Genomic DNA, 22,628 nt, shown 5'->3' with positions numbered 1-22,628 from the left:
TATAGTCAATGCCCCTTTTTCTGCTTACCAACGATGACGGCTATTTCTCGGAAGGCATAAAAGCCCTAAGGGAAAAACTCAGAAGCCTTGGCAGAGTCATAACGGTGGCACCTGACAGAAACCTTAGCGGTGTGGGACATTCACTAACCTTTACCCAACCTCTTAGGATAAGGAGGGTGGATGAGGACTTCTGGACTGTGATAGGTGGCACGCCAGCGGACTGCGTGCACTTTGGGTATTATCTCTTCCTTGAGGGCAAGAAGCCAGACCTCGTATGCTCTGGCATAAACGAGGGTCCAAACCTGGGGGAAGACATAACCTATTCGGGAACAGTCTCTGGTGCTATGGAGGGTCGGATTCTGGGTATACCATCCATAGCCTTCTCCGCCTTTGGGAGGGAGGATGTGGACTTTTCTCAGATGGCAGAGGTGGCGAAGAAAGTGGTTCTGAAGGTTCTTGAAAGAGGTATGCCAGAGGATACATACCTAAATGTAAACATACCAAACCTGCCGGAGGAGGAGATAAAGGGTTTTATGCTTACCCGTCAGGGCAGGAGAGCTTACAAAGAAAAAGTGCTGAAGCTCTCGGACCCTTCTGGCAGACCCCTTTACTGGATAACCGCAGAAGAGTTCGGTTGGCACTTGGAAGAAGGCACCGATTACTGGGCGGTCTACCATGGATATGTCTCTATCACACCCCTTCAGCTGGACCTTACCAACTACAGGGCTATGGAATACTTTAGAGGTAGCTTCGGGTTATAATAGCTCCTATGTTAGCAAAGAGAGTATCCCACATAAAGCCCGCACCCACGCTTGCCCTTACAGCCAAGGTGAACCAGCTCAAGGCTCAAGGTGTGGACATTGTGGGCTTTGGTGCAGGAGAACCAGACTTTGACACGCCAGACTTTATCAAGGAAGCCTGCATAAAAGCCTTAAGGGAAGGAAAAACCAAATACGCCCCCTCTGCAGGTATTCCTCAGCTCAGGGAAGCCCTGGCGGAGAAGCTCTACAGGGAGAACAAGGTTGAATACAAACCTTCAGAAATCGTGGTCACTGCCGGCGCCAAGATGGCACTTTTTCTTGTTATGCTTGCGGTCTTGGAAGAGGGTGATGAGGTGCTACTTCCTACACCTTACTGGGTAACATATCCAGAGCAGATACTTCTTTGTAATGCAGAGGTTGTAGAAGTGCCACTAAGAGAAGAAGAGGGCTTTGTCCTTAGGGCAGACCTTTTGAGAGAATACATAACACCAAAGACAAAAATGCTAATACTTAACTCACCTTCTAACCCTACCGGTGCGGTAATTCCAGAAGAAGAACTAAGAAAGATTGCGGAGCTCTGCCTTGAAAAGAACATATTGATAGTTTCAGATGAATGCTACGAGGCCTTTCTCTACGATGGAGAAAATTTCGTAAGCCCTGCCAGCTTTTCAAAGGAGATAAGAGAGATAACCTTTACCGTTAACGCCTTCTCAAAGAGTTATTCTATGACAGGGTGGCGTGTGGGTTATGTAGCCTGTCCAGAAAAATACGCAAAGGTGATAGCGGACCTAAACAGTCAAAGCATTTCCAACGCCACCACTTTTGCCCAGTATGGAGCCTTAGAGGCTTTAAAAAATCCAGAAGCCAAAGCCTTTGTGGAAAATATGAGAAAAACCTTTGAAAAGAGAAGAGACCTCGCCTACAATCTTTTGAGAGAGATACCAAAGGTCAGCGTGGCAAAGCCCAAAGGGGCTTTTTACATATTTCCAAACCTCAGGCACTATTCTGAAAAGCTCGGCTCCGACCTAAAACTGGCAGACTACCTCATAGAAAAGGGTCGTGTTGCAGGTGTTCCTGGTTCTGCCTTTGGTGCAGAGGGATATTTAAGACTATCTTACTGCGTTTCTGAAAAGACCATAGAGGAAGGCATAGGCAGGCTAAAGAGAGCCCTGCTTGAGCTCCAAAGTTAGGCTATAATTAACCCTATGGAGGAAAAGGAGAAAAAAGAGGCTCTAGAAGAGCAACCAAAAGAGGAAGACCCAAGGGACCAAAGAATAAAAGAGCTTGAGGAGAAGGTTTCAAGGCTTGAAAACACTGCGAGAGTAATAAATCAAAGGTATGTAGAACTTCAAAGAGAAGCAGAGTATCTTAAAGAGCGATACAGAAAAGACCTTGAGGAGGCAAGAAGATACGGGCATGAAAAGCTGGCTCTTGACCTTCTTGAGGTGGTGGATAACTTTGAAAGAGCCTTTGAATATGAAGGGCAAGACCTGGAAGGGCTCAGAAGGGGCTTTGAACTTATATACAGAGAACTTCTGAGGATACTGGAAAAGTATGGCATAAAGGAGATGGACCTCTTGGGCAAGGAGTTTGACCCATACCTTGCGGAGGCTATAGACAGGGAATATACTCAAGATGCACCACCCAACACGGTAGTGCGGGTAGAAAGAAAGGGTTATTGGCTATACGACAGGGTGCTAAGACCTGCCAAAGTGGTAGTATCTTATTACGAAGAGGAGATTACCTAATGGAACTGCGCTTTAAGGACTTCCATCGCAAAATGACCCCCTTCAAGGATGAAAGTATGGAACAACTCTTGGAAGAGCAAGTAAACCAGTGGGTAAAGCTGAATAAACCAAAAATTGTAAGCGTGGAAACCATATGGGAGAGGAATTCCCATGTTTCTGCTGGCATAAGGATATGGTATATTCAGGAATGAAAAGAAGGGCATGCATATTCATAGATGGGGCAAATTTCTACTTTGTTCAGAAGGATATACTCCATCAAAAGATTGACCTTGTAAAACTTTTGAACTACTTCAGAGTAGAATTTGATATCTACAACACCTTCTTTTACCTTGCTTACAGAGAAGGGGATGAAAAGCAGGAGAATTTTATAAAACTCCTCGCCTTCAGCGGTATAACGGTGGTAAAAAAGCCCATAAAACAGCTAAAGGACGGGACTTACAAGGGCGACCTGGATGTAAACCTCACCATAGATGCCTTGCTCACAAAAGACAACTACCAGACCGCCATCCTCTGCACTGGAGATGGTGACTTTGAAAGGCTTGTGTGGACTCTGAGAAACTTCGGAAAGGAAATCATCTGTGTTTCCACAAGGGAAGCCACCGCAGTGGAGCTGGTCAATGCCTGCGACCGCTACATAGACTTAAGAGACCTCTTACCCCTTATAAAGCTGGAAGAGAAGGAATGAAGTTTTTGATAGTAGGCGTGGGAGCTTTGGGAAGCACATACCTTGCCTTCCTGAGCAGGGCTGGCTACAGGGCAGTGGGTCTTCTAAAAAGGGGCAGGAGGCTTGAAAGGATAAGGGTTGAGGGGATATGGGGAGAGTTTGAACAAGAAGTAAGAACCATAGACGCTTTGGAGTCTCTTGACTTTGAGCCAGACCTCACCATACTGACCGTAAAGAGCTACGACACAGAGGAGGCTCTTAAGGGCATACAGGCTTTGAGGGAAACCAAAAGCCTTCTCATGGTAGCACAGAACGGGTATGGGAACTACGAGAAGGCTGTGGAGGTTTTTGGCAGTGGTAGGGTAGTTCTTTCAAGGGTCATATTCGGTGCGGAGCTTTTAGAGTGGGGGAGGGTAAGGATTACCGTGTGCGGTGATGATGTGGTGCTTGGAGACCCAGAGGGCATAATAGAAGAGAGCTTTTTAAAGGACTTGGCAGAGACCTTTAGCAGTGCTGGTATACCTACCAGATACGAAAGAGAAGTTTACAAATACCTGTGGGACAAAATTCTCTATAACTGTGCCTTGAACCCTCTTGGTGCTATTTTTGAAACCACCTATGGCAATCTTGCAAGCAATGTATACACAAAGGGGCTCATGGACAAGATATTGGAGGAAGCCTTTGAGGTCATAAGGGCGAATGCCATTCCCACCTTTTGGCAAGATGTGGAAGAATACAAGAGGCATTTCTACCAAAGGCTCATTCCACCCACTGCGGAGCATTACCCTTCTATGCTTGCGGATGTGAAAAGGGGAAAAACGGAGATAGACGCACTCAATGGTGCTCTCCTTGAGCTTGCAAGGTCAAAGGGTATAACCCTTCCTGTTAACGAGCTTGTGGTAAGGCTCATAAAGGCAAAGGAGCTCTTTAATCTACCTTTAGAACGGTAAGGAACGCCTCCTGAGGTAGCTCCACTTTTCCAAACTGCTTTAGTCTCTTCTTGCCTTCCTTTTGCTTTTCAAGAAGTTTCTTCTTTCTTGTTATGTCTCCACCGTAGCACTTGGCGGTCACGTTTGCCCTTAGAGGCGGTATTCTCTCCGAAGCTATTATCTTTGTGCCTATACCTGCTTGAACCTTTACCTCAAAGAGTTGTCTGGGGATGACTTCCTTTAGTTTTTCCACAAGTTGACGCGCTCTTCTGTAAGCCTTGTCCCTGTGGACGATAAAGGACAGAGCATCCACAGGCTCATTGTTTATGAAAATGTTTAACCTCACGAGGTCCTCCTCTCTAAAGCCCAGAAACTCATAATCGTAGGAGGCGTAGCCTCTTGAGACGCCCTTTATCTTGTCATGGAAGTCCATTATCACTTCGCTCAAAGGCATCTCATACTCCAACATAACCGTGTTGGGGTCAAGATAGATAAACTTCTTTTGAATGCCCCTCTTTTCTTGACAGAGGTTCATTATACTGCCCACATAGTCCTTGGGTGTGATTATGGTGAGGAGAACAAAGGGTTCTTCAAGGGCTTGAATAATGCCCCAGTTTTCTGGAATCTCTGAGGGGTTTCTTATTTCCTTTACCTGACCATTTTTAAACCTCACCCTGTAAACCACACTTGGTGCGGTGGTGACAATACTAACACCGTATTCCCTCTCAAGCCTCTCTTGGACTATTTCCATATGCAAAAGCCCCAGAAAACCCACCCTAAAGCCAAGACCAAGTGCGGGTGATGTTTCTGGCTCAAACTGTATGGCTGCGTCGTTTATAGAATATTTCTCAAGGGCATCCCTTAGCTCTTCGTAGGTGTAGCCCTCGGAGGGGTATATGCCCGCATAGACCATGGGTTTGGCTGGTCTAAAGCCCGGCACAGGCTCTGGTGTGGGGTTTCTTGCGTCCGTTATGGTATCACCCACCCTTATGTCCCTCACATCCTTTATTGATGCAGCGAGGTATCCCACATCGCCTGCGGATAGCTTTTCAAACTTGGTCATCTTTGGCGTCTGCGCTCCCACCTCCGTGACTTCAAACTCTTTGCCCGTGGAAAAAAGCCTTATCCTTGTGCTTGGTCTTACCTCACCGTCAAAAACCCTAACAAAGGCTACTGCACCCCTGTAAGGGTCATAGTAAGAGTCAAAGATTAGAGCCTTGAGAGGTTTTTTAGGGTCGCCTTTTGGCGGAGGAATCCTTTTTACGATAGCCTCTAAGATTTCCTCAATACCAATACCCTCCTTTGCGGATGCCAGTATAACATCCCCAGAGGGTAGTCCCAGGATTTCCTCTATCTGTCTTTTCACCCTTTCTGGGTCTGCTGAAGGCAGGTCTATCTTGTTTATAACTGGTATTATGGTCAAGTCTTGCTCAACTGCCTTCCAAAAGTTTGCAACCGTTTGGGCCTCTATACCTTGAGTTGCATCCACAAGAAGTAGTGCACCTTCGCAGGCGGCAAGAGCCCTTGAAACCTCGTAGGAAAAGTCCACATGCCCGGGCGTGTCTATAAGATGTAGGGTATAAGTTTCTCCATCCTTTGCCTTGTAGAACATCCTAACCGCTTGTAGCTTTATGGTTATACCTCTTTCTCTTTCAATTTCAAGGGTGTCCAGCATTTGTTCCTTCATTTCCCTTCTGGATACAGAGCCGGTGAACTCCAAGAGCCTGTCCGCAAGGGTGGACTTGCCATGGTCCACATGTGCTATTATGGAGAAGTTTCTTACCCTTTCCATAAGATTTATATTTTATGCCCGCTGTGGGCTTTTATGCTTTTAACACAATTCTTATCTTCTTATATAAGATATGCTTATACCCACTATAAAAACTTTCTATTGCTAAAGATTCTCATAACCTTTATATTAGATAACAGTATGCAGAAAATACTGGTGTGGTTAATTTTATTGGTTTCCACGAGTTTTGCGGTTTGGTTTGGCAAGGTCTCAGAGGGCCTTGAATACGCTCAGAAGGAAGGCAAACCCGTTGCCTTCTATTTCTATAGCAATTATTGTCCTTACTGTGCCCAGATGGAAGAGTTTGTACTCAACCAAGAGGATGTCCAGAAAAAATTGGAAAACTTCGTGGTTATAAACCTAAATATATCCTCTGATGAAGGAAGTAAGTGGGCAAGAAAGCTAGGAGTTCCCGGTGTCCCCACCATGGTATTCTATGACCCAAAGCAGGAAAAGGTGCTTGGTGTCCTCTTTGGAAGCAGACCAAGGGGTGAAATTCTAAACACCATTCAGAAGATATGCAGGATGCAGAACCTTAAAGCATGCTAAATTTTTAAGGAGGTATAAACCATGGATAGGAGAAAGTTTATCGCGCTGTCAGCAGTAGCTGTAATGGGACTTACACTTGTCCCAGCAGTTCAGCCAGCTTTTGGTGCTACAAAGCTGGAAGAGGAAGTGCAGAAAAGATTGGGAGTTAAGCTCTCCCAGATTAAGGAGGTGGCGGATATCAAATTAACCGCTCCTACCATAGCAGAGTCAGGAGCCAATGTGCCAATAACCGTGGAGTCTACCATACCCGTGGACAGAGTAGAAAAGCTCTGGATATTCGTTGACAAAAACCCCGTGCCTTGGATAGCGGATGTGTCCTTTACTCCCATGAACGGGCAGGTCTTTTTCTCCACAAGGATAAAGATGGGAGAGACATCTAATGTGAGGGCAATACTCAAGCTAAAGGATGGCTCTTATGTAATGGCAACAAAGGAGGTCAAAGTTACCGCTGGTGGATGCGGATAATTCCATAGGTTTCTAATACCAAAAATTCTATACAGGAGGTGCAATATGGCAGTAGGAACAGGTATACTTCGTGTGCCAAAGGAGGCAAAGAAGGGGGAAATCATAAGGGTGCAGATGGTAATAACCCACCCCATGACGCCACCAAGGAAAGACCCACAGACAGGACAGGAGGTACCCGCCTATAACCTTACAAAACTTGACCTTTTCTTTAACGACAAGTTGGTAAGCACTGTGAACATGGGTGCGGGTGTGTCTGCCAATCCCTTTATGGCTTTAACTCTCAAAGCGGATGAAAGTGGTGTTGTGAAGATAGTCTATGAGGACAACAAGGGCGGTAAGTGGGAGAGAACTGCAGAGATAAAGGTTTCTTAAGGGAGGTTATGATATGAGAAAGAAGGCACTTTTAGCGGTGTTTACAGCCGGTGCTCTTGCCGGTGGACTTTTGTCTACAAAGGCTTTTGCTCAGGTTGAAGGGGAGCTTTCTCCTGAAGAAGAAATAAGGCTTGTCCAAGAGTTCAACAAAATGCTCGCAGAAGGTATAAACCCCGGTGAGGTTTGGTATGAGGTGGGCAAAGAAGCTATAAAGAAGTATAACCTTGACAAGTGCGACCTTGGTCTTGGTCCTGGTGTTTTCAAAGGCGCTGCAGCACAACTTCCCAGATACTTTGCGGATGCAGGCAAGGTGATGGACCTTGAAACAAGAGTTGGATGGTGTCTACAAAAGCATGCAGGCATGACACAGGAACAGGTTCTCAAGTTTGTGCGTCAATGCTGGGGCAAATCGGGCAACTGTGTGAGCGAATACGACGGAATAATCATGTATCTTACTATGGAATCCAACGGGCAGAAAATAAATGTAAACCTCAAAGACCCAAACGTTAAAAAGATGTATGATATAGGCAAGCAAATATACTACACAAGACTTGGACCTTGGGACTTTAACTGTGCCACCTGTCATGCGGGTAAGCAAGAGGTAAGAATAAGGGCAACAAGACTTTGGAGTGCGGACAGACCCGGTGAGGCTGGTCAGGCAGTTTCCATATTCCCCAAATATTTGGTGCGTTGGGGTCTTCCTATGACCATGCATTACAGGTATGCGGAATGCATTCGTCAGATGAGATGGCCAGAGTTCATACCCCATTCTGATTTGGGGGTGGCTCTTTCCACATACCTTTACGGCACTGCTAATGGCACTGAGATAAAAGCACCAGGAATAGGGAGGTGATAAAGATGAAAAAGGCTCTAATTCTCGTTGGTATTGCAAGTCTTTTAACGGGTGCGGTAGTTGAAGCCCAGCAGAGGAAAGCACAGTCACAAAGGCAACAGCAACCTGCAGTGAAGTATGAGGAAGTTATTAAGGTTTTGAAGTCCGGGCTTTCCAGTGACCCAAGGTTTGCGTGGAAAATACAGCAGGACGAAGCCCAGAAGATATGCTCTCAGTATCCAAGCAGGGAACAGATGCCAGCACAAGCCATACAGAAGGTTACCCAACTAAGCCAAGCGGAGATAAGGTATCCTCAATGGGGTATATACATGGGTGATTGGAAAGAAGGTAAGAAACTGGTGGATTCTCCCAGAGGTGGAAGGTATGCAAGCTATGGCTTTTCTGACAAGCCCACCGATAAGGGTGGGAACTGTTATGCCTGCCACCTTATAGAAAAGGGTGTCCCTGGTGGAACAATGGGACCTAATCTTTACCAGTATGGTAAAAGGTGGGGTATAACAAAGGAAAATCTAAACAGCCCAGAAACGGTTGAAAAGATAAAGGCTGTTTATAACATAATCTATGACTCTTGGTCTGCTTTTCCTTGCTCTTCCATGCCAAGGTTTGGCTATCATGGAAACCTCTCTCCTGAAGATGTGGCAAACATAGTCGCCTATCTTCTCCATCCAGAATCTCCTGTAAACAAATAATTTTCTTGGGGGCTAAGCCCCCTTATAATATTTTTCCAAAGGAGGTCATACAATGGTTTTGAACAGGAGGGACTTCCTCGGATATTCAGCATTAGCTCTATCTGCCCTAGCTTTTTCTCCGGAAGCCTTTGCAAGAAGACCTGTGAGCTTTGAAAAACTTATGGAATTCAAGCCCTATGGGAATCTTACACTTGTGTTTACTTCTGACCTTCATGGACATCTCAAACCTATGTATTTTGCAGAACCTATGAACCTGTTGGCTCCAGAACCTCTAAGGGGAACTCCCGGATATCTTGCAGGCATGGACTTTTTGAGGTTTTATAACATAAGACCGGGTTCTGTGGAAGCCTATACGGGTTCTTGTGTGAGCTTTATAAGGTTGGCGGGTTTGTATGGAATGACTGGTGGTGGACCTCAGGTTGCTACTGTAATAAAGACCATAGTCAACGAAAGAGGAAAGGATAAATGTCTTGTGCTTGACGGCGGAGACACGTGGGCAACTTCTGGCATTGCGGTTAAAACTGATGGCATGGCTATAGTGGATTGGATGAACTATGTGGGCTTTGATTACATGGTCGCTCACTGGGATGTAACCGTAGGTAAGGAAAAGTTTTTAGACATAGTTAGGAATAAACTAAAGGCAAAGTTTATCTCCTACAACATAACTGAAGAGCCCTTTGGCGACCTCGTTTTTCCACCTTACGATGTGGTGGAGAAAAATGGAGTAAAGGTAGGCATAATAGGAAGCTCCTTCCCCTTTACCCCTCTTGCAAACCCAAGGGTATACACGGAGGGCTGGAGTTTTGGCGTGAGACCCGATGAGCTTCAAAAGTATGTAAACGAGCTTAGGGAAAAGCACAAGGTGGACCTTGTAATTCTTCTTTCTCATGATGGTCTTCCTCTTGATATAGCACTGATGAAGATGGTCAAAGGTATTGACATAGTTATATCTGGACATACCCACGATATAACTCCAACTCCTGTTAAAGTGGGAGATACACTTATAGTATCACCTGGGTCTCACGGGAAGTTTGTGGGAAGGATGGACTTGGATGTGAGGAATGGAAAACTTCAAGGATATAGGTTTAAGCTCATCCCTGTGCTTTCCGATGTGGTGCCAGAAGATAAGGGTGCCAAGGATTTAGTGAAAAAGTGGTATGAGCCTTATGAGAAGGAGTTCAACACGGTCATAGGCACAGCTAATACCTTGCTCTATAAGAGGGATACTGTCTTTAGCACATGGGACAGGCTCATAGGTGAAGCTCTTGCGGACTATTATCATGGGGTGGATGCGGTTATGTCTTTGGATGTGGGCACATCCCCGGGCTTTAGATGGGGAACTACAGTCCTCCCAGGTCAGAAGATAACCGTGGAGCATGTTTACGATGTGCTTGGTATGACCTATCCTGAGGTCTTTATTATGAAGAGAAAGGGAAGAGACCTACTTGTGCTTTGGGAGGATGTGGCGGACAACGTGTTTAACCCTAACCCCCTCTATCAGCAAGGTGGAGACATGTCAAGGATATATGGCGTGGAATACGAGCTAAAAATAAACGCAAAACAAGGTGAGAGGATAAGGAATGTGAGGATAAAGGGTAAGCCCATAGAGATGGATAAAGAGTATGTGGTTGCGGTTTACGGAGGACCACCTCCTATGGGAGTTCAGCCTGAGAAGAAGAACATAAGGGACATAGTGGTAGACTACATAAGGAAAAAGAAAAACATTGAAGTAGACAGAAGACCCAACGTGAAAGTGCTTGACCATCCATACAATACAGACTGCTACTGGAGGTAAGGAAATGTTGAAGTTTCTCCTTTTCCTGCTCCTGCCTCTTTTTACCTTTGCTATGGACCCTCTCAAGGTTATGTATGTTACCTATAACCTTAAGGAGAGGGATTTCAAAGCAGGGGTAGAGTCTGTAAGAAAAAGCATGGAGGCTCAAGGTCTAAAGGTATTGAGAACTCTTACCATATCTGACGCCATAAGAGCGAGAGGAAACGAAACTTTCAGAAACTACTACGTTGTCTTCGGGTGCGAGTTTGATGGTATGGGAGACATTCTCCTCAAAGCACCAGCCCTTAGCAATATAGTCCCATGTAGTGTGGCGGTTTACGAAGAGGGAGGCAGGGTAAGGGCAACAGTGGTAAATCATCAGGTCTTCCTCACTCGCTACAGAAATAACCTAACCCTATCTGAAAGAAGAGAAATAAGCCAGCTCTATCGCAAACTTCATTCAGCTCTCGCTTCTGTAAGCACCAACAAGCCAGCGATTTCTCAGGCTCCCGCAATTAGGGAAAACCTCGTCCACGAGGATGTAATAGATGGTCTTGACTTTGATACTTTCAAAACCCTCTACAAAACAGCCCTTGATGGTGTAAACATGAACATCTTGGACATAATGGATATAAGAAAGGACAGTCCAAAGTTTTCCATATTCCTTGCTTGTAATCTTAGCTACGGTGAAGCCATACTCAAGGACATACCTCAGTTTGGAACTCTTGCACCCTGTAGAGTGTATCTATACGAAAGAGATGGAAAAGTTATTACTGGTTACATAAACATACCCTTCCTGCTTAAAACCTACGGAAGACACCTTAGCAAGGAAAATGCAGAGATATTTCGCAGGGCGGACCAAGACATAAAGCAGGCTCTGAAAGAGGCAAAGGGTGAGTAAGATAATCTCATTAATTATACTTTCCCTACCCCTACTTTCCTATGCTTATCCAAAGCACGTCAGGGAAACTTTGCGAGAGCTTGCACCCAATGTTTTTGGAGTTTTTGGAGTTTACGAACAGGTAAACAAGCAAAACAGGGGCTTTATATCTAACGCCTATTTCGTAGTAACCAAGGATGGAGTATTCGTTATAGATGCCCTAAGCACTTATATGCTTGGGAGGGAGCTCGTGGAGACCATAAGAACAAAAACAAGGCTTCCTATAAAATATGTCCTTATCACTCATTATCATACAGACCACTTCTACGGCGTGAAGGCTTTAAGGGAATCGGGTGCTGTAATAATAGCACATCCATGGTCTTACAGCTATCTTGCGGATGATGCTTCTAAAAGGATGTTCAATGCTAGGCTTGAAATCTTAGGTAAAAGACTTCTTAAAGGAACAAAACTTATAGGACCGGACATAACTACATCCAGTAGTATGGTAATAAAGTTAGGTGATGAGCTCTTTGAAATACACCATTGGTGTAAGGCTCATACGGACGGAGACCTTGTAGTTTGGATGCCAAAGAGAAAGATACTCTTTGCAGGAGACCTCGTTTTCGGAGGACGCATCCCCTTCTTAGGCTCTGGTAATTCCCGCACATGGCTACTTTGCCTTGAGAAGATAAAGGAGCTTTCTCCAGAAATACTACTTCCGGGACATGGTGAACCGCTCTATGGTAAGGAAGATATAACTAAACAGGTAGACTGGACGATGAATTATATAAGAGACGTAAGGTCTGTGGTAAGAAAGTTATATGAGGAAGGCTACAGTGTGGAGGAAGCAAGGAACAAAGCTAACGAGGAGATGCTTAAGATAAACCCAGAATACTCACAGCTTTCAGTATTCTTTGAGGTTAATCCAGTAAACGCCTACTACCTCTACTTTGAAATAGAGAGGGAGATTTTAGAAGAACAAAGATAGTTCTATAGCTTTGTAGGAGCTTCTCACATTTGGTCCGCTTGCCACCTTTTTAAAACCTAAACCATATGCCAGCTCTTCAAGGGTTTTGAACTCTTCCTCTGTGTAGTATTTAACCACTGGATGATGTTCTCTTGAAGGTTGGTAATACTGACCTATGGTTAAAAGGTCGCAACCTACAGACCTGAGGTCTTTCATAACTTGGATTATCTCTTCAATACTTTCTCCAAAGCCAAGCACCAGTGCGGACTTTGTAAGTATATGAGGAGCAAGCTCCTTTGAAAATCTTAGCAGTGCAAGACTTCTTTCATACTTAGACCCAAGCCTTACACGGTTATACAGCCTTGGCACGGTTTCCACATTGTGTGCAAGCACGTCTGGTTCAGAGGATAGCACCTTTGAGAGGGCTTGAGTGTCGCCTTTAAAGTCTGGCACAAGCACTTCTACCTTTATACTTGGTATGTGTTCCTTCAAGACTCTTACGCACTTTGCAAAATGACCTGCACCACCATCTGGTAGGTCATCCCTTGTGGGAGATGTTAGCACCACGTAGCTTAGTTTAAGGGTTTTGACCGCATGCAAAAGTTTGTAGGGTTCTTCTGGGTCGGGAGCTAAGGGCTTGCCTCTTTGAAGGTTGCAGAAGCTACAGGCTCTCGTGCATGTATCTCCCATTATCATAAAAGTTGCGGTGCCAGAGCCAAAACACTCTCCTATATTAGGACAGCGAGACTCTTCACAAACTGTGTGTAGTCTTAAACTTCTCAGCAGTTTTTTAATTTCGTGGGTCTTTGATAGCTCCAATATAGGTTTCATAGGATAAAATCTTAGCAGGAGTCTGCATTAAGCATATAATATACCCTATGGTTAGCACACTTCCACCAGAGGTTGTTATAAAGCTACAGGAAAAGTTAGGAAAAGAAGAAGCTATTGAGTTTATAAAGGCGTTGGATGAGGCTATAAAGGAGCTGAGCCTCCAAAGGAAAATTGAGCTAAAAGAAGAGCTCGCTAAAGACTTGGTTACAAAAGCAGACTTGAAGGAAGAAAGTGCTAAATTGATGGAAGAGATAGTCAAGGTAAGGGGAGAGGTGCTTGAGCTTAAAGCGAGGCTTTCAAAACTTGAAACTTATGTAAAGGTTCTCATAGCTTTATTTCTAATAGCCATAGCCCTTTATAGCCCAGTGTTTTTTGAACTCCTTAAGCTACTCCTTAAACCCTAAAGGCTTATAATATACCCTATGGTTAGCACACTTCCGCCAGAGGTTGTTATAAAGCTACAGGAAAAGTTAGGAAAAGAAGAAGCTATTGAGTTTATAAAGGCGTTGGATGAGGCTATAAAGGAGCTGAGCCTCCAAAGGAAAATTGAGCTAAAAGAAGAGCTCGCTAAAGACTTGGTTACAAAAGCAGACTTGAAGGAAGAAAGTGCTAAATTGATGGAAGAGATAGTCAAGGTAAGGGGAGAGGTGCTTGAGCTTAAAGCGAGGCTTTCAAAACTTGAAACTTATGTAAAGGTTCTCATAGCTTTATTTCTAATAGCCATAGCCCTTTATAGCCCAGTGTTTTTTGAACTCCTTAAGCTACTCCTTAAACCCTAAAGGCTTATAATATACCCTATGGTTAGCACACTTCCGCCAGAGGTTGTTATAAAGCTACAGGAAAAGTTAGGAAAAGAAGAAGCTATTGAGTTTATAAAGGCGTTGGATGAGGCTATAAAGGAGCTGAGCCTCCAAAGGAAAATTGAGCTAAAAGAAGAGCTCGCTAAAGACTTGGTTACAAAAGCAGACTTGAAGGAAGAAAGTGCTAAATTGATGGAAGAGATAGTCAAGGTAAGGGGAGAGGTGCTTGAGCTTAAAGCGAGGCTTTCAAAACTTGAAACTTATGTAAAGGTTCTCATAGCTTTATTTCTAATAGCCATAGCCCTTTATAGCCCAGTGTTTTTTGAACTCCTTAAGCTACTCCTTAAACCCTAAAGGCTTATAATATACCCTTATGGTTAGCACACTTCCACCAGAAGTTGTTATAAAGTTACAGGAAAAGTTAGGAAAAGAAGAAGCTATTGAATTTATAAAGGCTTTGGATGAGGCTATAAAGGAGCTAAGCCTCCAAAGAAAGTTGGAGCTAAAAGAAGAGCTTGCTAAGGAGCTTGTTACAAAAGCAGACCTAAGAGAAGAGGTTGCAAAAATAAGAGAAGAAATAGCAAGGTTGGAAGGTCAAATAGCAGAGCTAAGAGGTCAAACCGCAGAGATTAGCTCAAGGCTTTCAAAGGTTGAAGCATACATAAAAGTCCTCATTGCTCTATTTCTAATAGCTATAGCTCTTTATAGCCCTGTGTTTTTTGAACTCCTTAAGCTACTCCTTAAACCCTAAAGGCTTATAATATACCCTTATGGTTAGCACACTTCCACCAGAGGTTGTTATAAAGCTACAGGAAAAGTTGGGAAAAGAAGAAGCTATTGAGTTTATAAAGGCGTTGGATGAGGCTATAAAGGAGCTGAGCCTCCAAAGGAAGTTGGAGCTAAAAGAAGAGCTTGCCAAGGAGCTTGTTACAAAGGCTGACCTGAGAGAAGAGGTTGCAAAGCTAAGACAAGAAATTGCCAGATTGGATAGTCAAATCGCAGAGTTAAGAGGTGAAATTGGAGATTTAAGAGGTGAAATTGGAGGAGTTAAGGGTCAAATTGCAGAAGTAAACGCGAGACTATCAAAACTTGAAACATATATAAAGGTCCTCATAGCCCTATTTCTAATAGCCATAGCCTTATACAGTCCTGTGTTTTTTGAGCTTGTAAAATTACTTTTCAAACCTTAAAAAATATGTTTTCCTTTAGGGTTATAAAATCTGACGGAAAGGCGAGGCTTGGAGAGCTTATAACACCGCATGGTAAAATACGCACACCAGTCTTTATGCCTGTTGGCACTCAGGGAACAGTAAAGGCTATGCTCCACAAGGACCTTATAGAGATAGGCACTGAGATTATCTTGGGCAATACTTACCACCTATACCTAAGACCGGGTGTAGAAGTTATAAAAGAGGCAGGAGGGCTTCATGCCTTTATAGGATGGGACAAGCCCATTTTGACAGATAGTGGAGGCTTTCAGGTTTTTTCTCTATCACGGGGAAGGGGAGACGGAAAGTCAGGGGTAAGGGTTAACGATGAAGGGGTAGAGTTTAGAGACCACCTTGCGGGAGACCTTCACTTCTTTACTCCAGAAAAGGTTATAGAAATTCAAGAAGCCTTTAGCTCTGACATCATAATGCCTCTTGACGAGTGCGTAGAGTATCCTACCACATATGCCTATGCAAAGACCGCAGTTGATAGAACTATAGACTGGCTTGACAGGAGCATAAGGGTTAAAAAAAGAGAAGACCAAGTGCTTTTTGGAATAGTGCAGGGTGCTTTTTTTGAGGAGCTTAGGGTGGAGTCTGCTCTTAGGACTGTAGAAAGAGACCTCTTTGGCTATGCTATCGGCGGGCTTTCTGTGGGCGAGCCAAAGGAAATTATGTATGACATGACCGAGCTTGTGTGCCAATACCTTCCATGGGAAAAACCCAGATATCTTATGGGGGTAGGTATGCCTGAGGATATAATTGAAGCGGTGGCAAGAGGGGTAGACATGTTTGACTGCGTGGCACCCACGCGCATGGCAAGGACTGGAACGCTCTTTACCTCAAGAGGAAAGATAAACATACGCAATGAAAAATATAAAAAGGACTTTTCTTCACCAGACCCAGAGTGTGATTGTTATACTTGCAGGAACTTCACTAAAGCCTATCTGAGACATCTCTTTAATGTGGAAGAGATATCCGCTTACATACTCAACACCATTCACAACCTTCGCTTTTACCACAAGCTGATGGAGAACATAAGAAAAGCCATAGAGGAGGGCAGGTTTGAAGAGTTCCGAAGTGCATGGCACAAGTTCTATAGTTTACAGACTTGACCTGCTTGCAAAGAAGATTCTTGTGTTTATGATGGTATTTTTGCTCTCCTTTTCTACAGAGATGGAGAGAGAGAACATAAAGCTCGCTCAAACTTACTTTCATAGGGGATATATAGAATATCAACAGGGAAATTATCCCGATGCAATAGAAGAGTTTAGTAGGGCTTTTCTTTCTGATAGGTCAGGATACTATGGTGAGCTTTCCTACCTTTTCATAGGTATATCCTACGCAAAGCAGTCTTATAGGATGGGCAAAAGGGAAGGCATTCTTTCCGCGATAGCCTATCTTAACATGTATCCTTATTACTATAAAAAACCTACTTACCTTTTCCTTCAAAGAGAGTTCATAGGTGACGCATACCTTCTTCTTGGCTTTTACGACAGGGCAAAGGATGTGTTTTTGAACCTCTACAAAGATACAAGTAGAGAGGACTACCTTTTGAAGTTTCTCTATGCGGACTCACTCTCAGAAGGGTTAAATAGCCAGCTTATTGACGGGATAGACCCAGAAACTCTTGCAGAAAGAAGATATCTTTACCATCTTGTTAAGGGCTTTTACGCCTTTAATGTAAGCAGGTATTCCGAGGCTTTAAGAGAACTCTCTGAAGCTCGCACTATTAATAGATATTTAGAGGATGACCCTGAGTTTCTATACAGGTATGCGGTGAGTAGCTATATGGAAAAGGACTGGAGATCTGCAGTATTTTACTTTGAACAGCTTGATAGAAAGGATATATACAGAAAATATTCAGACTCTGTCAACTACTATCTTGCTCTTATATATCTTATGAGCGGAAATTATGCGGATGCAAAGAGAAGGGTCATGAATATATCAATCTCTGGGGGCTTAAAGGCGAGCTTACTTTTCTCACAACTCTGGCTCTATCCAGAATTCTTGGAAAAGTATGCTAAGGAGTTAGGAGATTATAAAAGGCTTTTGCAAAACATCTCTTGGACCTATTTGAACAGTGTTTACTCCAACCCTGCAATACTCGGACTTTATTACTACACTCTTAAAGAAAAAAAGATACAAGACCCAGACCTTTTAAGGCTCAAAAGGCTCAGCTTGCCTAAAGAAATCATTTTTGAAGATATAAGAATAGAAACTGGACCTATGATGTCCACACTGGGAAATCTTATGTCTGAATTGAACCCTTACGGTGAGGATGCGGGCTTTCTGCTAAGTCTATACAAGGTAAACCCAGACAATTATACTCTTCTCTTTGGCTATGAAAAGCTCGCAAGGGCTGTGGTTTACCTTGGAGACACTACGCTTAAAAGCATACCTGAAAGGTTAGAAGAACCGCTAAGGGGCTTTCTTTTAGGTCAGCTCCTGCTTCTTGAAGGGTCAGAGGAGGGGTTGAGAATGATTGAATCTTCTTTGCCAGGGCTTACTGGCGAAGATAGGCTGGAAGCTCTTTTTATCAGAGGTATATACAGAAAAGACACAAAACCCCTTGAAGCTCTTGTTGAACAGAACCTTCCGCAAAGGCTTCTACCTTACTTAGAGCCTTCCCTCTTAGAGTTGGGGGACTTCTATTATAGTAGAGGGCAATACGAGAAGGCGAAGTTTTACTACAGGAAATATTTGGAAATAGCAGAGGAAAGCGACCTTTACTGGCTTACCGCCTATAAACTGGCAAAGTCTGGTGAATTAACTGGGGACAAAGAAACTATACAATGGGTTGTAAAAAGAGCTCAAGGGAAAGATAATATTATAAGCAGGGTTATAATTGTTCTCTGGGGGTGAATGATATGGATATTTTCAAGGGAGCGGACAAGGTAATGCCCTATCTTAACTACGCCTGGAAGAGGCATAAGGTAATTCTTAGCAACATCGCTAACGCGGACACGCCTAACTATAGAACTAAAGATGTAGCCTTTAGTCTGGAAGAGGGGGGAAAGTTAAAAACCACAAGACCGCGACATATAAAACCCGCAAGCTCCGAGGACTTCAAGGTCTTTGAGGTAAGGAAAAGGCTTTTGGGTAATGACTTAAACGATGTAAGCATGGAAGAGGAAATGGCAAAGCTGAACCAAAACAGGATAGCCTATGAGGTCTACATGAGGTTTGCCACTGGAAGCCTTGATAAGCTAAACAATATAATAAAGGAGGGTAGGCAATGATGGACCTTTTTAGAACCTTTGATGTATCCGCAAGCGGAATGCAAGCTCAGAGGATAAGGTTTAACACCATAGCCAGCAATCTGGCAAACTTTGAATCCTATAGAACTACCGGTGAGCCCTTTAGGAAGTTAGAGCCTGTTTTTGAGGCCTTGGAAGACCAGATTCAAAAGGGGCTTGTGCCCGTCAGAGTTAGGGAAATAAGGGAATCCAATGAACCCTTCCGCCTTGTTTTTGACCCTACAAACCCAAGGGCGGATGCGGAAGGTTTCGTAAGACTTCCCAACGTAGAGCTGGTCAAGGAGATGGCGGACATGATATCTGCCATGAGGAGCTACGAGGCAAATCTCAACGCCTTTAAGACCACAAGAGAGATGGCACAGAGGGTTCTTGAACTATGGAGATAAGAATCATAGATGGGTTTTTGAAAGAGAAGCTAAGCCTTAACAAAAGGGAAAAGGGGGATTTTTTGCAAGAGCTTGGTGAGTTTGTCCAGTGGGTAAACAGAGAGCAGCAGAGGGCAGAAGCTATAAAAGAGGCAGTTCTCAAAGGTGCTGAGATACCTCTTCATCAGATGGTAGTGGAGTTTGAAAAGGCGAAGACTGCACTGAACCTTCTTATTCAGATAAGGAACAAGCTGATTGAAGCCTTCCAAGAAATTAACAGGATGCAGGTGTAAAATATGGCGGACATAAGGGAAGCCTTAAACAACCTTAAGGAAAGGTTCCTGGCTCTATCCACAACCCAGAAGATTGCCCTTGTGGCAGTGCCTCTTCTTGCCCTCGGCGTTCTCTTGGCAGTAGCTCTTCTTGCCACAAAGCCAAATTATACGGTTCTCTATTCTGGGCTTTCTCAGGAAGACATGTCTGCAGTTATGTCGGAGCTTGACAAAGATGGTGTGAATTATAAAATCGGTCAGGATGGAAAAAGTATACTAGTCCCAGAACCCCAAGTTAGGGATATAAGGCTAAAGCTGGCAGCAAAAGGCATTCCCAGTAAGGGGATAGTAGGCTATGAAATCTTTGACAAGACTGGTATAGGCGTCTCCGACTTTCAGAATCAGGTAAACTTCAAAAGGGCAGTAGAAGGCGAGCTTGCCAGGACAATCTTGAGAATGTCTGGTATTGAAGATGTGAGGGTAAGCATAGGTATGCCACAAAAATCTATCTTTCTCAGGGAAGAGGAAGAGCCAACCGCAAGCGTTTTTGTAAAACTAAAACCGGGCTATGAGCTTACACCAGAGCAGGTAAAAGCTATAAGAAACCTTGTTTCTGCTAGCGTTCCAAGGCTAAAGCCAAAGAATGTGGTGGTGGTGGACGATAAGGGTAGGGATCTTACCGCCATGTTAGAGGAAACAGAAGGCACTGTCCACGATAAGGAGTTAAAGCTGAAGGCGGAGTTTGAAAGAAGGCTTGAAAGAGAAGTGCAAAGAGCCTTGGAAGAGGCTATAGGTTTTGGCTCTGTAAAGGTTAAAGTTTCTGCAGACCTTGATTTTACCAAGAGGGAACAGAAGGAGGAAATCTATGACCCAGACATGACCGCAGTGGTAAGCCAACAAAAGAAGAAGGAAAGAACCACCACGGGCGGTGGTGCAGGTGTCCCTGGGGCACAAGCAAATATTCCACCGGGTGCAGGTGTGGTGGTGGGAGCAGGTCAAGTTCTCACTGAAAAGAGCGAAACCATAACAAACTACGAAGTTAGTAAGAAGGAGGTCTACAGCGTTGACCCGATGATAAAGGTCAAAAGGCTCAGCGTGGGAGTTATTGTAGATGCAAACATAAAGAACCTTGACTTGGAAAAGGTCAAAAGGATAGTGTCCGCATCAGCAGGAATAAACCCCCAGCGAGGCGATGTGCTAACTGTAGAAGCCATACCCTTCCAGAAACCACCCTTTGAAAAACCTACACCAGACTATGAAAAGTATGTAAAACTTGGTCTTCTTGTTTTTCTAGTGCTTACCGCAAGCATAATAGCCCTACTTGTCTTAAGAAGGCTTCTTAGAAGAAAGGAAGTTGTGCCAGTTCCAGTCCTTCCAGGTGCACCCACCCTTGAGGTTATAGAGGGTGCTGAAGAGATAAGAATAAAGGCGGAAAAGGTGGAAGCGGTGGAAGCCATAGTAAAAACAGCGAAAGAAGAACCAGAAAAGGTTGCAAAGATAATCAAGAGCTGGTTAAGGAGTAAAGGCTAAACATGGCGGACGAACTTCTGAGCCAAGAAGAGATTAACCTGCTACTTAAGACGCTTGGCAAGGAGGAGGAGAAAAGGGCTGAGGTAGAAGAGGAAAGGGTAAGACCCCTTGACCTTTCACTGTTTGAACATATATCCGCAGGGAGAATTCCGGGTCTTGAGCTTATATTTGAAAGATGGATAAATGGGCTCAGAAGGGGGCTTGCCTCACTTGTGGTTACAATTCCAAGTATATTCAAGGAAAGCCTTAGCATCGTCAGGTTTGGAGAGTTTACCGCAAAACTACCTGTGCCTTGTGCCATAGGTTTGTTTAATATTGAACCCCTGAGAGGAACATGTCTTCTGGCAATAGACCCTAAGCTCATATATATAGTGGTTAGTAGCGTATTTGGTGGTAGCGCAAAGCCCTATAAAATAGAAGGAAGGGACTTCACCCGTATAGAAACAAAGCTCATTCAAAGATTTTTGAATATCTGTTATCAAGAATTAGAAATAGCATGGGGAACTGTCATGGATGTAAAGATAAACCCTGTTGGAATAGAAACAAATCCTGCTCTCCTGACAGTTTATCGTGCAAAGGAAAAACTCATACTTCTAAAGCTGACGATTGTTATAGAAGGTAGTGAAGGAAACGTTCAATTGGCAATTCCAGAAAGTGCTATAGCACCTTACAAGGACGTGTTAAAGGGATCGCCGGAAATGAAAAACAAGGACTTTGAGGAGAAAATACTTAAGAGTTTTCAAAGGATACCATTAAGGCTTGAAGTAGTTCTTGGAAAAACAACTATGAATTTTAGCGATGTATTGGAACTTAAAGAAGGAGATATTATATATCTTGACAAACCCCTTAGAGAATCTCTGGAAGTCAGGGTTCAGGACAGACCAAAACTTCTGGCTTTCCTTGGTCAGCTTGGTGGCAAAAAGGCTATAAAAGTATACAAACACGTGGAAAAGGAGGATTGATATGGAAGAGGAAAAGCAAGAAAACCTTGCGGATATGTGGGCATCCGCTCTGAAAGAGCAAGAAGAAGCCTCAAAGGGTTCTCAGCAAGAACAAGTGGAAGAGAAAGAAAGTGAGGTGTCAGACAAGCTCAAAAGGTTTCTGGACATTCCTCTTCAGGTTGAAGTGGTGGTGGGTTCTACTACATTGACCCTCGGTGAGCTACTTCATCTTGCCCCCGGCTCTGTGGTGGAGCTGGAGCAAAACGTGGAAACACCTGTGGACATAAAGGTAAACGGGAAGCTGATAGCAAAGGGAGAAATAGTCATAGTAGAGGACAGGTTCGGAGTTAGGATCATTGACATAATAGCAAGGGAAGAGAGAATAAAGAAGGTTGTATAATAGGAAAGGAGAGAAAAATGGCTATGGAAGATGTAAAACAGCTTGTTAGGGAGTTACTGGAGGAGGTAAAGAGCCTTGAGGCAAAGCTGGATGAGGTGGTAAAGCCACTCGAGGAAACGTCAAGCACCATTCCTATGGCAAGCGGTAGCTTGGAGGATGTAATAAAATTCACAGAGCAGAGCGTCCATCAAATAATGGGAATTATAAATGACCTTATGAAAGAGTTGGAAAAGGTTCAGGAGGATGTGGACTTTCTTCTGAGCCTGAACCCAGTAAGCAGTATAAGGTCAAGGCTTGAAAGCATAAAGGAAAGGTCAAAGAAACTCTCTGAACTACTCCTTCAGGTGATAACCCTGATGTCCTTCCAAGACCTTGCCAGCCAGCAGATAAAAAGAGTGATAGAAGTTCTGGATAATATAAAGAAAACCATACTGAAAATTGTTCTATCTTCCATAGAGGCATCTTCTCTTTCCATTGAACAGAAGGAGAAAATTGTAGGTAAGGCTACAGAAATGCTCACCGGTGATAGGATATTTCAAGAAGATGTGGATAAACTTCTTGAAGAACTTGGACTTTAGGAG

The 22,628-nt window shown here is 43.9% G+C and carries 30 protein-coding genes; 28 read left to right on the top strand and 2 right to left on the bottom strand.

Annotated elements, in window-relative coordinates:
- The first annotated feature begins 8 nt into the window (after positions 1-8).
- Genes surE through G3M65_RS02250 form a run of 6 tightly spaced genes read left to right on the top strand, consistent with a single transcriptional unit; the run spans position 9 to position 4,123 of the window.
- Entirely contained in the window at positions 9-761 is a 753-nt protein-coding gene (surE, locus tag G3M65_RS02275) for a 5'/3'-nucleotidase SurE (protein WP_173832950.1), read from the top strand.
- 8 nt (positions 762-769) lie between these two features.
- Positions 770-1,951: a pyridoxal phosphate-dependent aminotransferase gene (locus tag G3M65_RS02270; protein WP_173832949.1), complete on the top strand. Its 1,182-nt coding sequence runs from the start codon at positions 770-772 to the stop codon at positions 1,949-1,951.
- Positions 1,952-1,966: 15 nt separating this feature from the next.
- Positions 1,967-2,509, top strand: a complete 543-nt coding sequence (locus G3M65_RS02265) for a nucleotide exchange factor GrpE (protein WP_173832948.1) — start codon at positions 1,967-1,969, stop codon at positions 2,507-2,509.
- On the top strand, positions 2,509-2,700 hold the full coding sequence (locus tag G3M65_RS02260) for a hypothetical protein (RefSeq protein ID WP_173832947.1): 192 nt from the start codon (positions 2,509-2,511) through the stop codon (positions 2,698-2,700). Before G3M65_RS02265 ends, G3M65_RS02260 begins: the two co-directional genes overlap by 1 nt.
- The gene (locus G3M65_RS02255) at positions 2,697-3,194 is read left to right on the top strand and encodes a LabA-like NYN domain-containing protein (RefSeq protein WP_173832946.1); all 498 of its coding nucleotides are present in this window, start codon (positions 2,697-2,699) and stop codon (positions 3,192-3,194) included. Before G3M65_RS02260 ends, G3M65_RS02255 begins: the two co-directional genes overlap by 4 nt.
- A complete protein-coding gene (locus G3M65_RS02250) occupies positions 3,191-4,123 on the top strand; it encodes a ketopantoate reductase family protein (RefSeq protein ID WP_173832945.1) in 933 nt (310 codons plus the stop codon). The genes G3M65_RS02255 and G3M65_RS02250 overlap by 4 nt, the downstream gene beginning before the upstream one ends.
- Here G3M65_RS02250 and lepA read toward each other — a convergent pair.
- Positions 4,101-5,894: a translation elongation factor 4 gene (lepA, locus tag G3M65_RS02245; protein ID WP_173832944.1), complete on the bottom strand. Its 1,794-nt coding sequence runs from the start codon at positions 5,892-5,894 to the stop codon at positions 4,101-4,103. The two genes, G3M65_RS02250 and lepA, sit on opposite strands and share 23 nt — an antisense overlap.
- A gap of 138 nt (positions 5,895-6,032) precedes the next feature.
- On the opposite strand from lepA, the gene G3M65_RS02240 reads away from it, so the two are divergent.
- Genes G3M65_RS02240 through G3M65_RS02205 form a run of 8 tightly spaced genes read left to right on the top strand, consistent with a single transcriptional unit; the run spans position 6,033 to position 12,461 of the window.
- Positions 6,033-6,440, top strand: coding sequence for a thioredoxin family protein (locus G3M65_RS02240; RefSeq protein WP_173832943.1), 408 nt, complete (start codon positions 6,033-6,035; stop codon positions 6,438-6,440).
- Positions 6,441-6,461: 21 nt separating this feature from the next.
- Entirely contained in the window at positions 6,462-6,905 is a 444-nt protein-coding gene (gene soxY, locus G3M65_RS02235) for a thiosulfate oxidation carrier protein SoxY (protein WP_173832942.1), read from the top strand.
- A 45-nt stretch (positions 6,906-6,950) separates the two neighbouring features.
- On the top strand, positions 6,951-7,277 hold the full coding sequence (soxZ, locus tag G3M65_RS02230; RefSeq protein ID WP_173832941.1) for a thiosulfate oxidation carrier complex protein SoxZ: 327 nt from the start codon (positions 6,951-6,953) through the stop codon (positions 7,275-7,277).
- Between the two features lie 13 nt (positions 7,278-7,290).
- Positions 7,291-8,130, top strand: coding sequence for a sulfur oxidation c-type cytochrome SoxA (gene soxA, locus G3M65_RS02225; RefSeq protein ID WP_173832940.1), 840 nt, complete (start codon positions 7,291-7,293; stop codon positions 8,128-8,130).
- 5 nt (positions 8,131-8,135) lie between these two features.
- The gene (gene soxX, locus G3M65_RS02220) at positions 8,136-8,819 is read left to right on the top strand and encodes a sulfur oxidation c-type cytochrome SoxX (protein WP_173832939.1); all 684 of its coding nucleotides are present in this window, start codon (positions 8,136-8,138) and stop codon (positions 8,817-8,819) included.
- A gap of 52 nt (positions 8,820-8,871) precedes the next feature.
- Complete coding sequence (soxB, locus tag G3M65_RS02215) at positions 8,872-10,614, top strand: thiosulfohydrolase SoxB (protein ID WP_173832938.1); 1,743 nt, start codon at positions 8,872-8,874, stop codon at positions 10,612-10,614.
- 4 nt (positions 10,615-10,618) lie between these two features.
- The gene (locus G3M65_RS02210) at positions 10,619-11,494 is read left to right on the top strand and encodes a DUF302 domain-containing protein (RefSeq protein ID WP_173832937.1); all 876 of its coding nucleotides are present in this window, start codon (positions 10,619-10,621) and stop codon (positions 11,492-11,494) included.
- Positions 11,487-12,461: an MBL fold metallo-hydrolase gene (locus tag G3M65_RS02205; protein WP_254426294.1), complete on the top strand. Its 975-nt coding sequence runs from the start codon at positions 11,487-11,489 to the stop codon at positions 12,459-12,461. The genes G3M65_RS02210 and G3M65_RS02205 overlap by 8 nt, the downstream gene beginning before the upstream one ends.
- Here the strand turns inward: G3M65_RS02205 and lipA are convergent.
- The gene (lipA, locus tag G3M65_RS02200) at positions 12,444-13,271 is read right to left on the bottom strand and encodes a lipoyl synthase (RefSeq protein WP_173832936.1); all 828 of its coding nucleotides are present in this window, start codon (positions 13,269-13,271) and stop codon (positions 12,444-12,446) included. The two genes, G3M65_RS02205 and lipA, sit on opposite strands and share 18 nt — an antisense overlap.
- A gap of 47 nt (positions 13,272-13,318) precedes the next feature.
- On the opposite strand from lipA, the gene G3M65_RS02195 reads away from it, so the two are divergent.
- The 14 genes from G3M65_RS02195 to G3M65_RS02130 are packed head-to-tail and all read left to right on the top strand — an operon-like array spanning position 13,319 to position 22,625.
- Positions 13,319-13,675, top strand: coding sequence for a hypothetical protein (locus G3M65_RS02195; RefSeq protein WP_173832935.1), 357 nt, complete (start codon positions 13,319-13,321; stop codon positions 13,673-13,675).
- Between the two features lie 18 nt (positions 13,676-13,693).
- A complete protein-coding gene (locus G3M65_RS02190) occupies positions 13,694-14,050 on the top strand; it encodes a hypothetical protein (protein WP_173832935.1) in 357 nt (118 codons plus the stop codon).
- Positions 14,051-14,068: 18 nt separating this feature from the next.
- Positions 14,069-14,425 (top strand): hypothetical protein, encoded by a 357-nt coding sequence (locus G3M65_RS02185; protein ID WP_173832935.1) that lies wholly within the window; start codon positions 14,069-14,071, stop codon positions 14,423-14,425.
- Between the two features lie 19 nt (positions 14,426-14,444).
- Positions 14,445-14,822: a hypothetical protein gene (locus G3M65_RS02180; RefSeq protein ID WP_173832934.1), complete on the top strand. Its 378-nt coding sequence runs from the start codon at positions 14,445-14,447 to the stop codon at positions 14,820-14,822.
- A 19-nt stretch (positions 14,823-14,841) separates the two neighbouring features.
- Positions 14,842-15,261, top strand: a complete 420-nt coding sequence (locus G3M65_RS02175; RefSeq protein WP_173832933.1) for a hypothetical protein — start codon at positions 14,842-14,844, stop codon at positions 15,259-15,261.
- 5 nt (positions 15,262-15,266) lie between these two features.
- Complete coding sequence (gene tgt / locus G3M65_RS02170; RefSeq protein WP_173832932.1) at positions 15,267-16,394, top strand: tRNA guanosine(34) transglycosylase Tgt; 1,128 nt, start codon at positions 15,267-15,269, stop codon at positions 16,392-16,394.
- Positions 16,345-18,144 carry a tetratricopeptide repeat protein gene (locus G3M65_RS02165; RefSeq protein ID WP_173832931.1) on the top strand — a complete coding sequence of 600 codons (1,800 nt, stop codon included), beginning with the start codon at positions 16,345-16,347 and terminating at the stop codon, positions 18,142-18,144. Before tgt ends, G3M65_RS02165 begins: the two co-directional genes overlap by 50 nt.
- A 5-nt stretch (positions 18,145-18,149) precedes the next feature.
- Complete coding sequence (flgB, locus tag G3M65_RS02160) at positions 18,150-18,521, top strand: flagellar basal body rod protein FlgB (RefSeq protein ID WP_173832930.1); 372 nt, start codon at positions 18,150-18,152, stop codon at positions 18,519-18,521.
- A complete protein-coding gene (gene flgC, locus G3M65_RS02155) occupies positions 18,518-18,925 on the top strand; it encodes a flagellar basal body rod protein FlgC (protein ID WP_173832929.1) in 408 nt (135 codons plus the stop codon). Before flgB ends, flgC begins: the two co-directional genes overlap by 4 nt.
- Positions 18,916-19,197: a flagellar hook-basal body complex protein FliE gene (fliE, locus tag G3M65_RS02150; protein WP_173832928.1), complete on the top strand. Its 282-nt coding sequence runs from the start codon at positions 18,916-18,918 to the stop codon at positions 19,195-19,197. Before flgC ends, fliE begins: the two co-directional genes overlap by 10 nt.
- 3 nt (positions 19,198-19,200) lie before the next feature.
- Complete coding sequence (gene fliF / locus G3M65_RS02145; RefSeq protein ID WP_173832927.1) at positions 19,201-20,706, top strand: flagellar basal-body MS-ring/collar protein FliF; 1,506 nt, start codon at positions 19,201-19,203, stop codon at positions 20,704-20,706.
- A gap of 2 nt (positions 20,707-20,708) precedes the next feature.
- Positions 20,709-21,668, top strand: coding sequence for a flagellar motor switch protein FliM (fliM, locus tag G3M65_RS02140; RefSeq protein WP_173832926.1), 960 nt, complete (start codon positions 20,709-20,711; stop codon positions 21,666-21,668).
- A gap of 1 nt (position 21,669) precedes the next feature.
- Entirely contained in the window at positions 21,670-22,047 is a 378-nt protein-coding gene (fliN, locus tag G3M65_RS02135; protein WP_217422983.1) for a flagellar motor switch protein FliN, read from the top strand.
- Between the two features lie 17 nt (positions 22,048-22,064).
- Positions 22,065-22,625, top strand: coding sequence for a protein phosphatase CheZ (locus G3M65_RS02130; RefSeq protein WP_254426293.1), 561 nt, complete (start codon positions 22,065-22,067; stop codon positions 22,623-22,625).
- The last annotated feature ends 3 nt before the right edge of the window (positions 22,626-22,628 follow it).

This window comes from Hydrogenobacter sp. T-8 (assembly GCF_011006175.1).
GTDB classification, from domain to species: domain Bacteria; phylum Aquificota; class Aquificia; order Aquificales; family Aquificaceae; genus Pampinifervens; species Pampinifervens florentissimum.
Note: the sequence above shows the minus strand (reverse complement) of the source record. Positions and strands in the feature narration are given on the sequence as shown.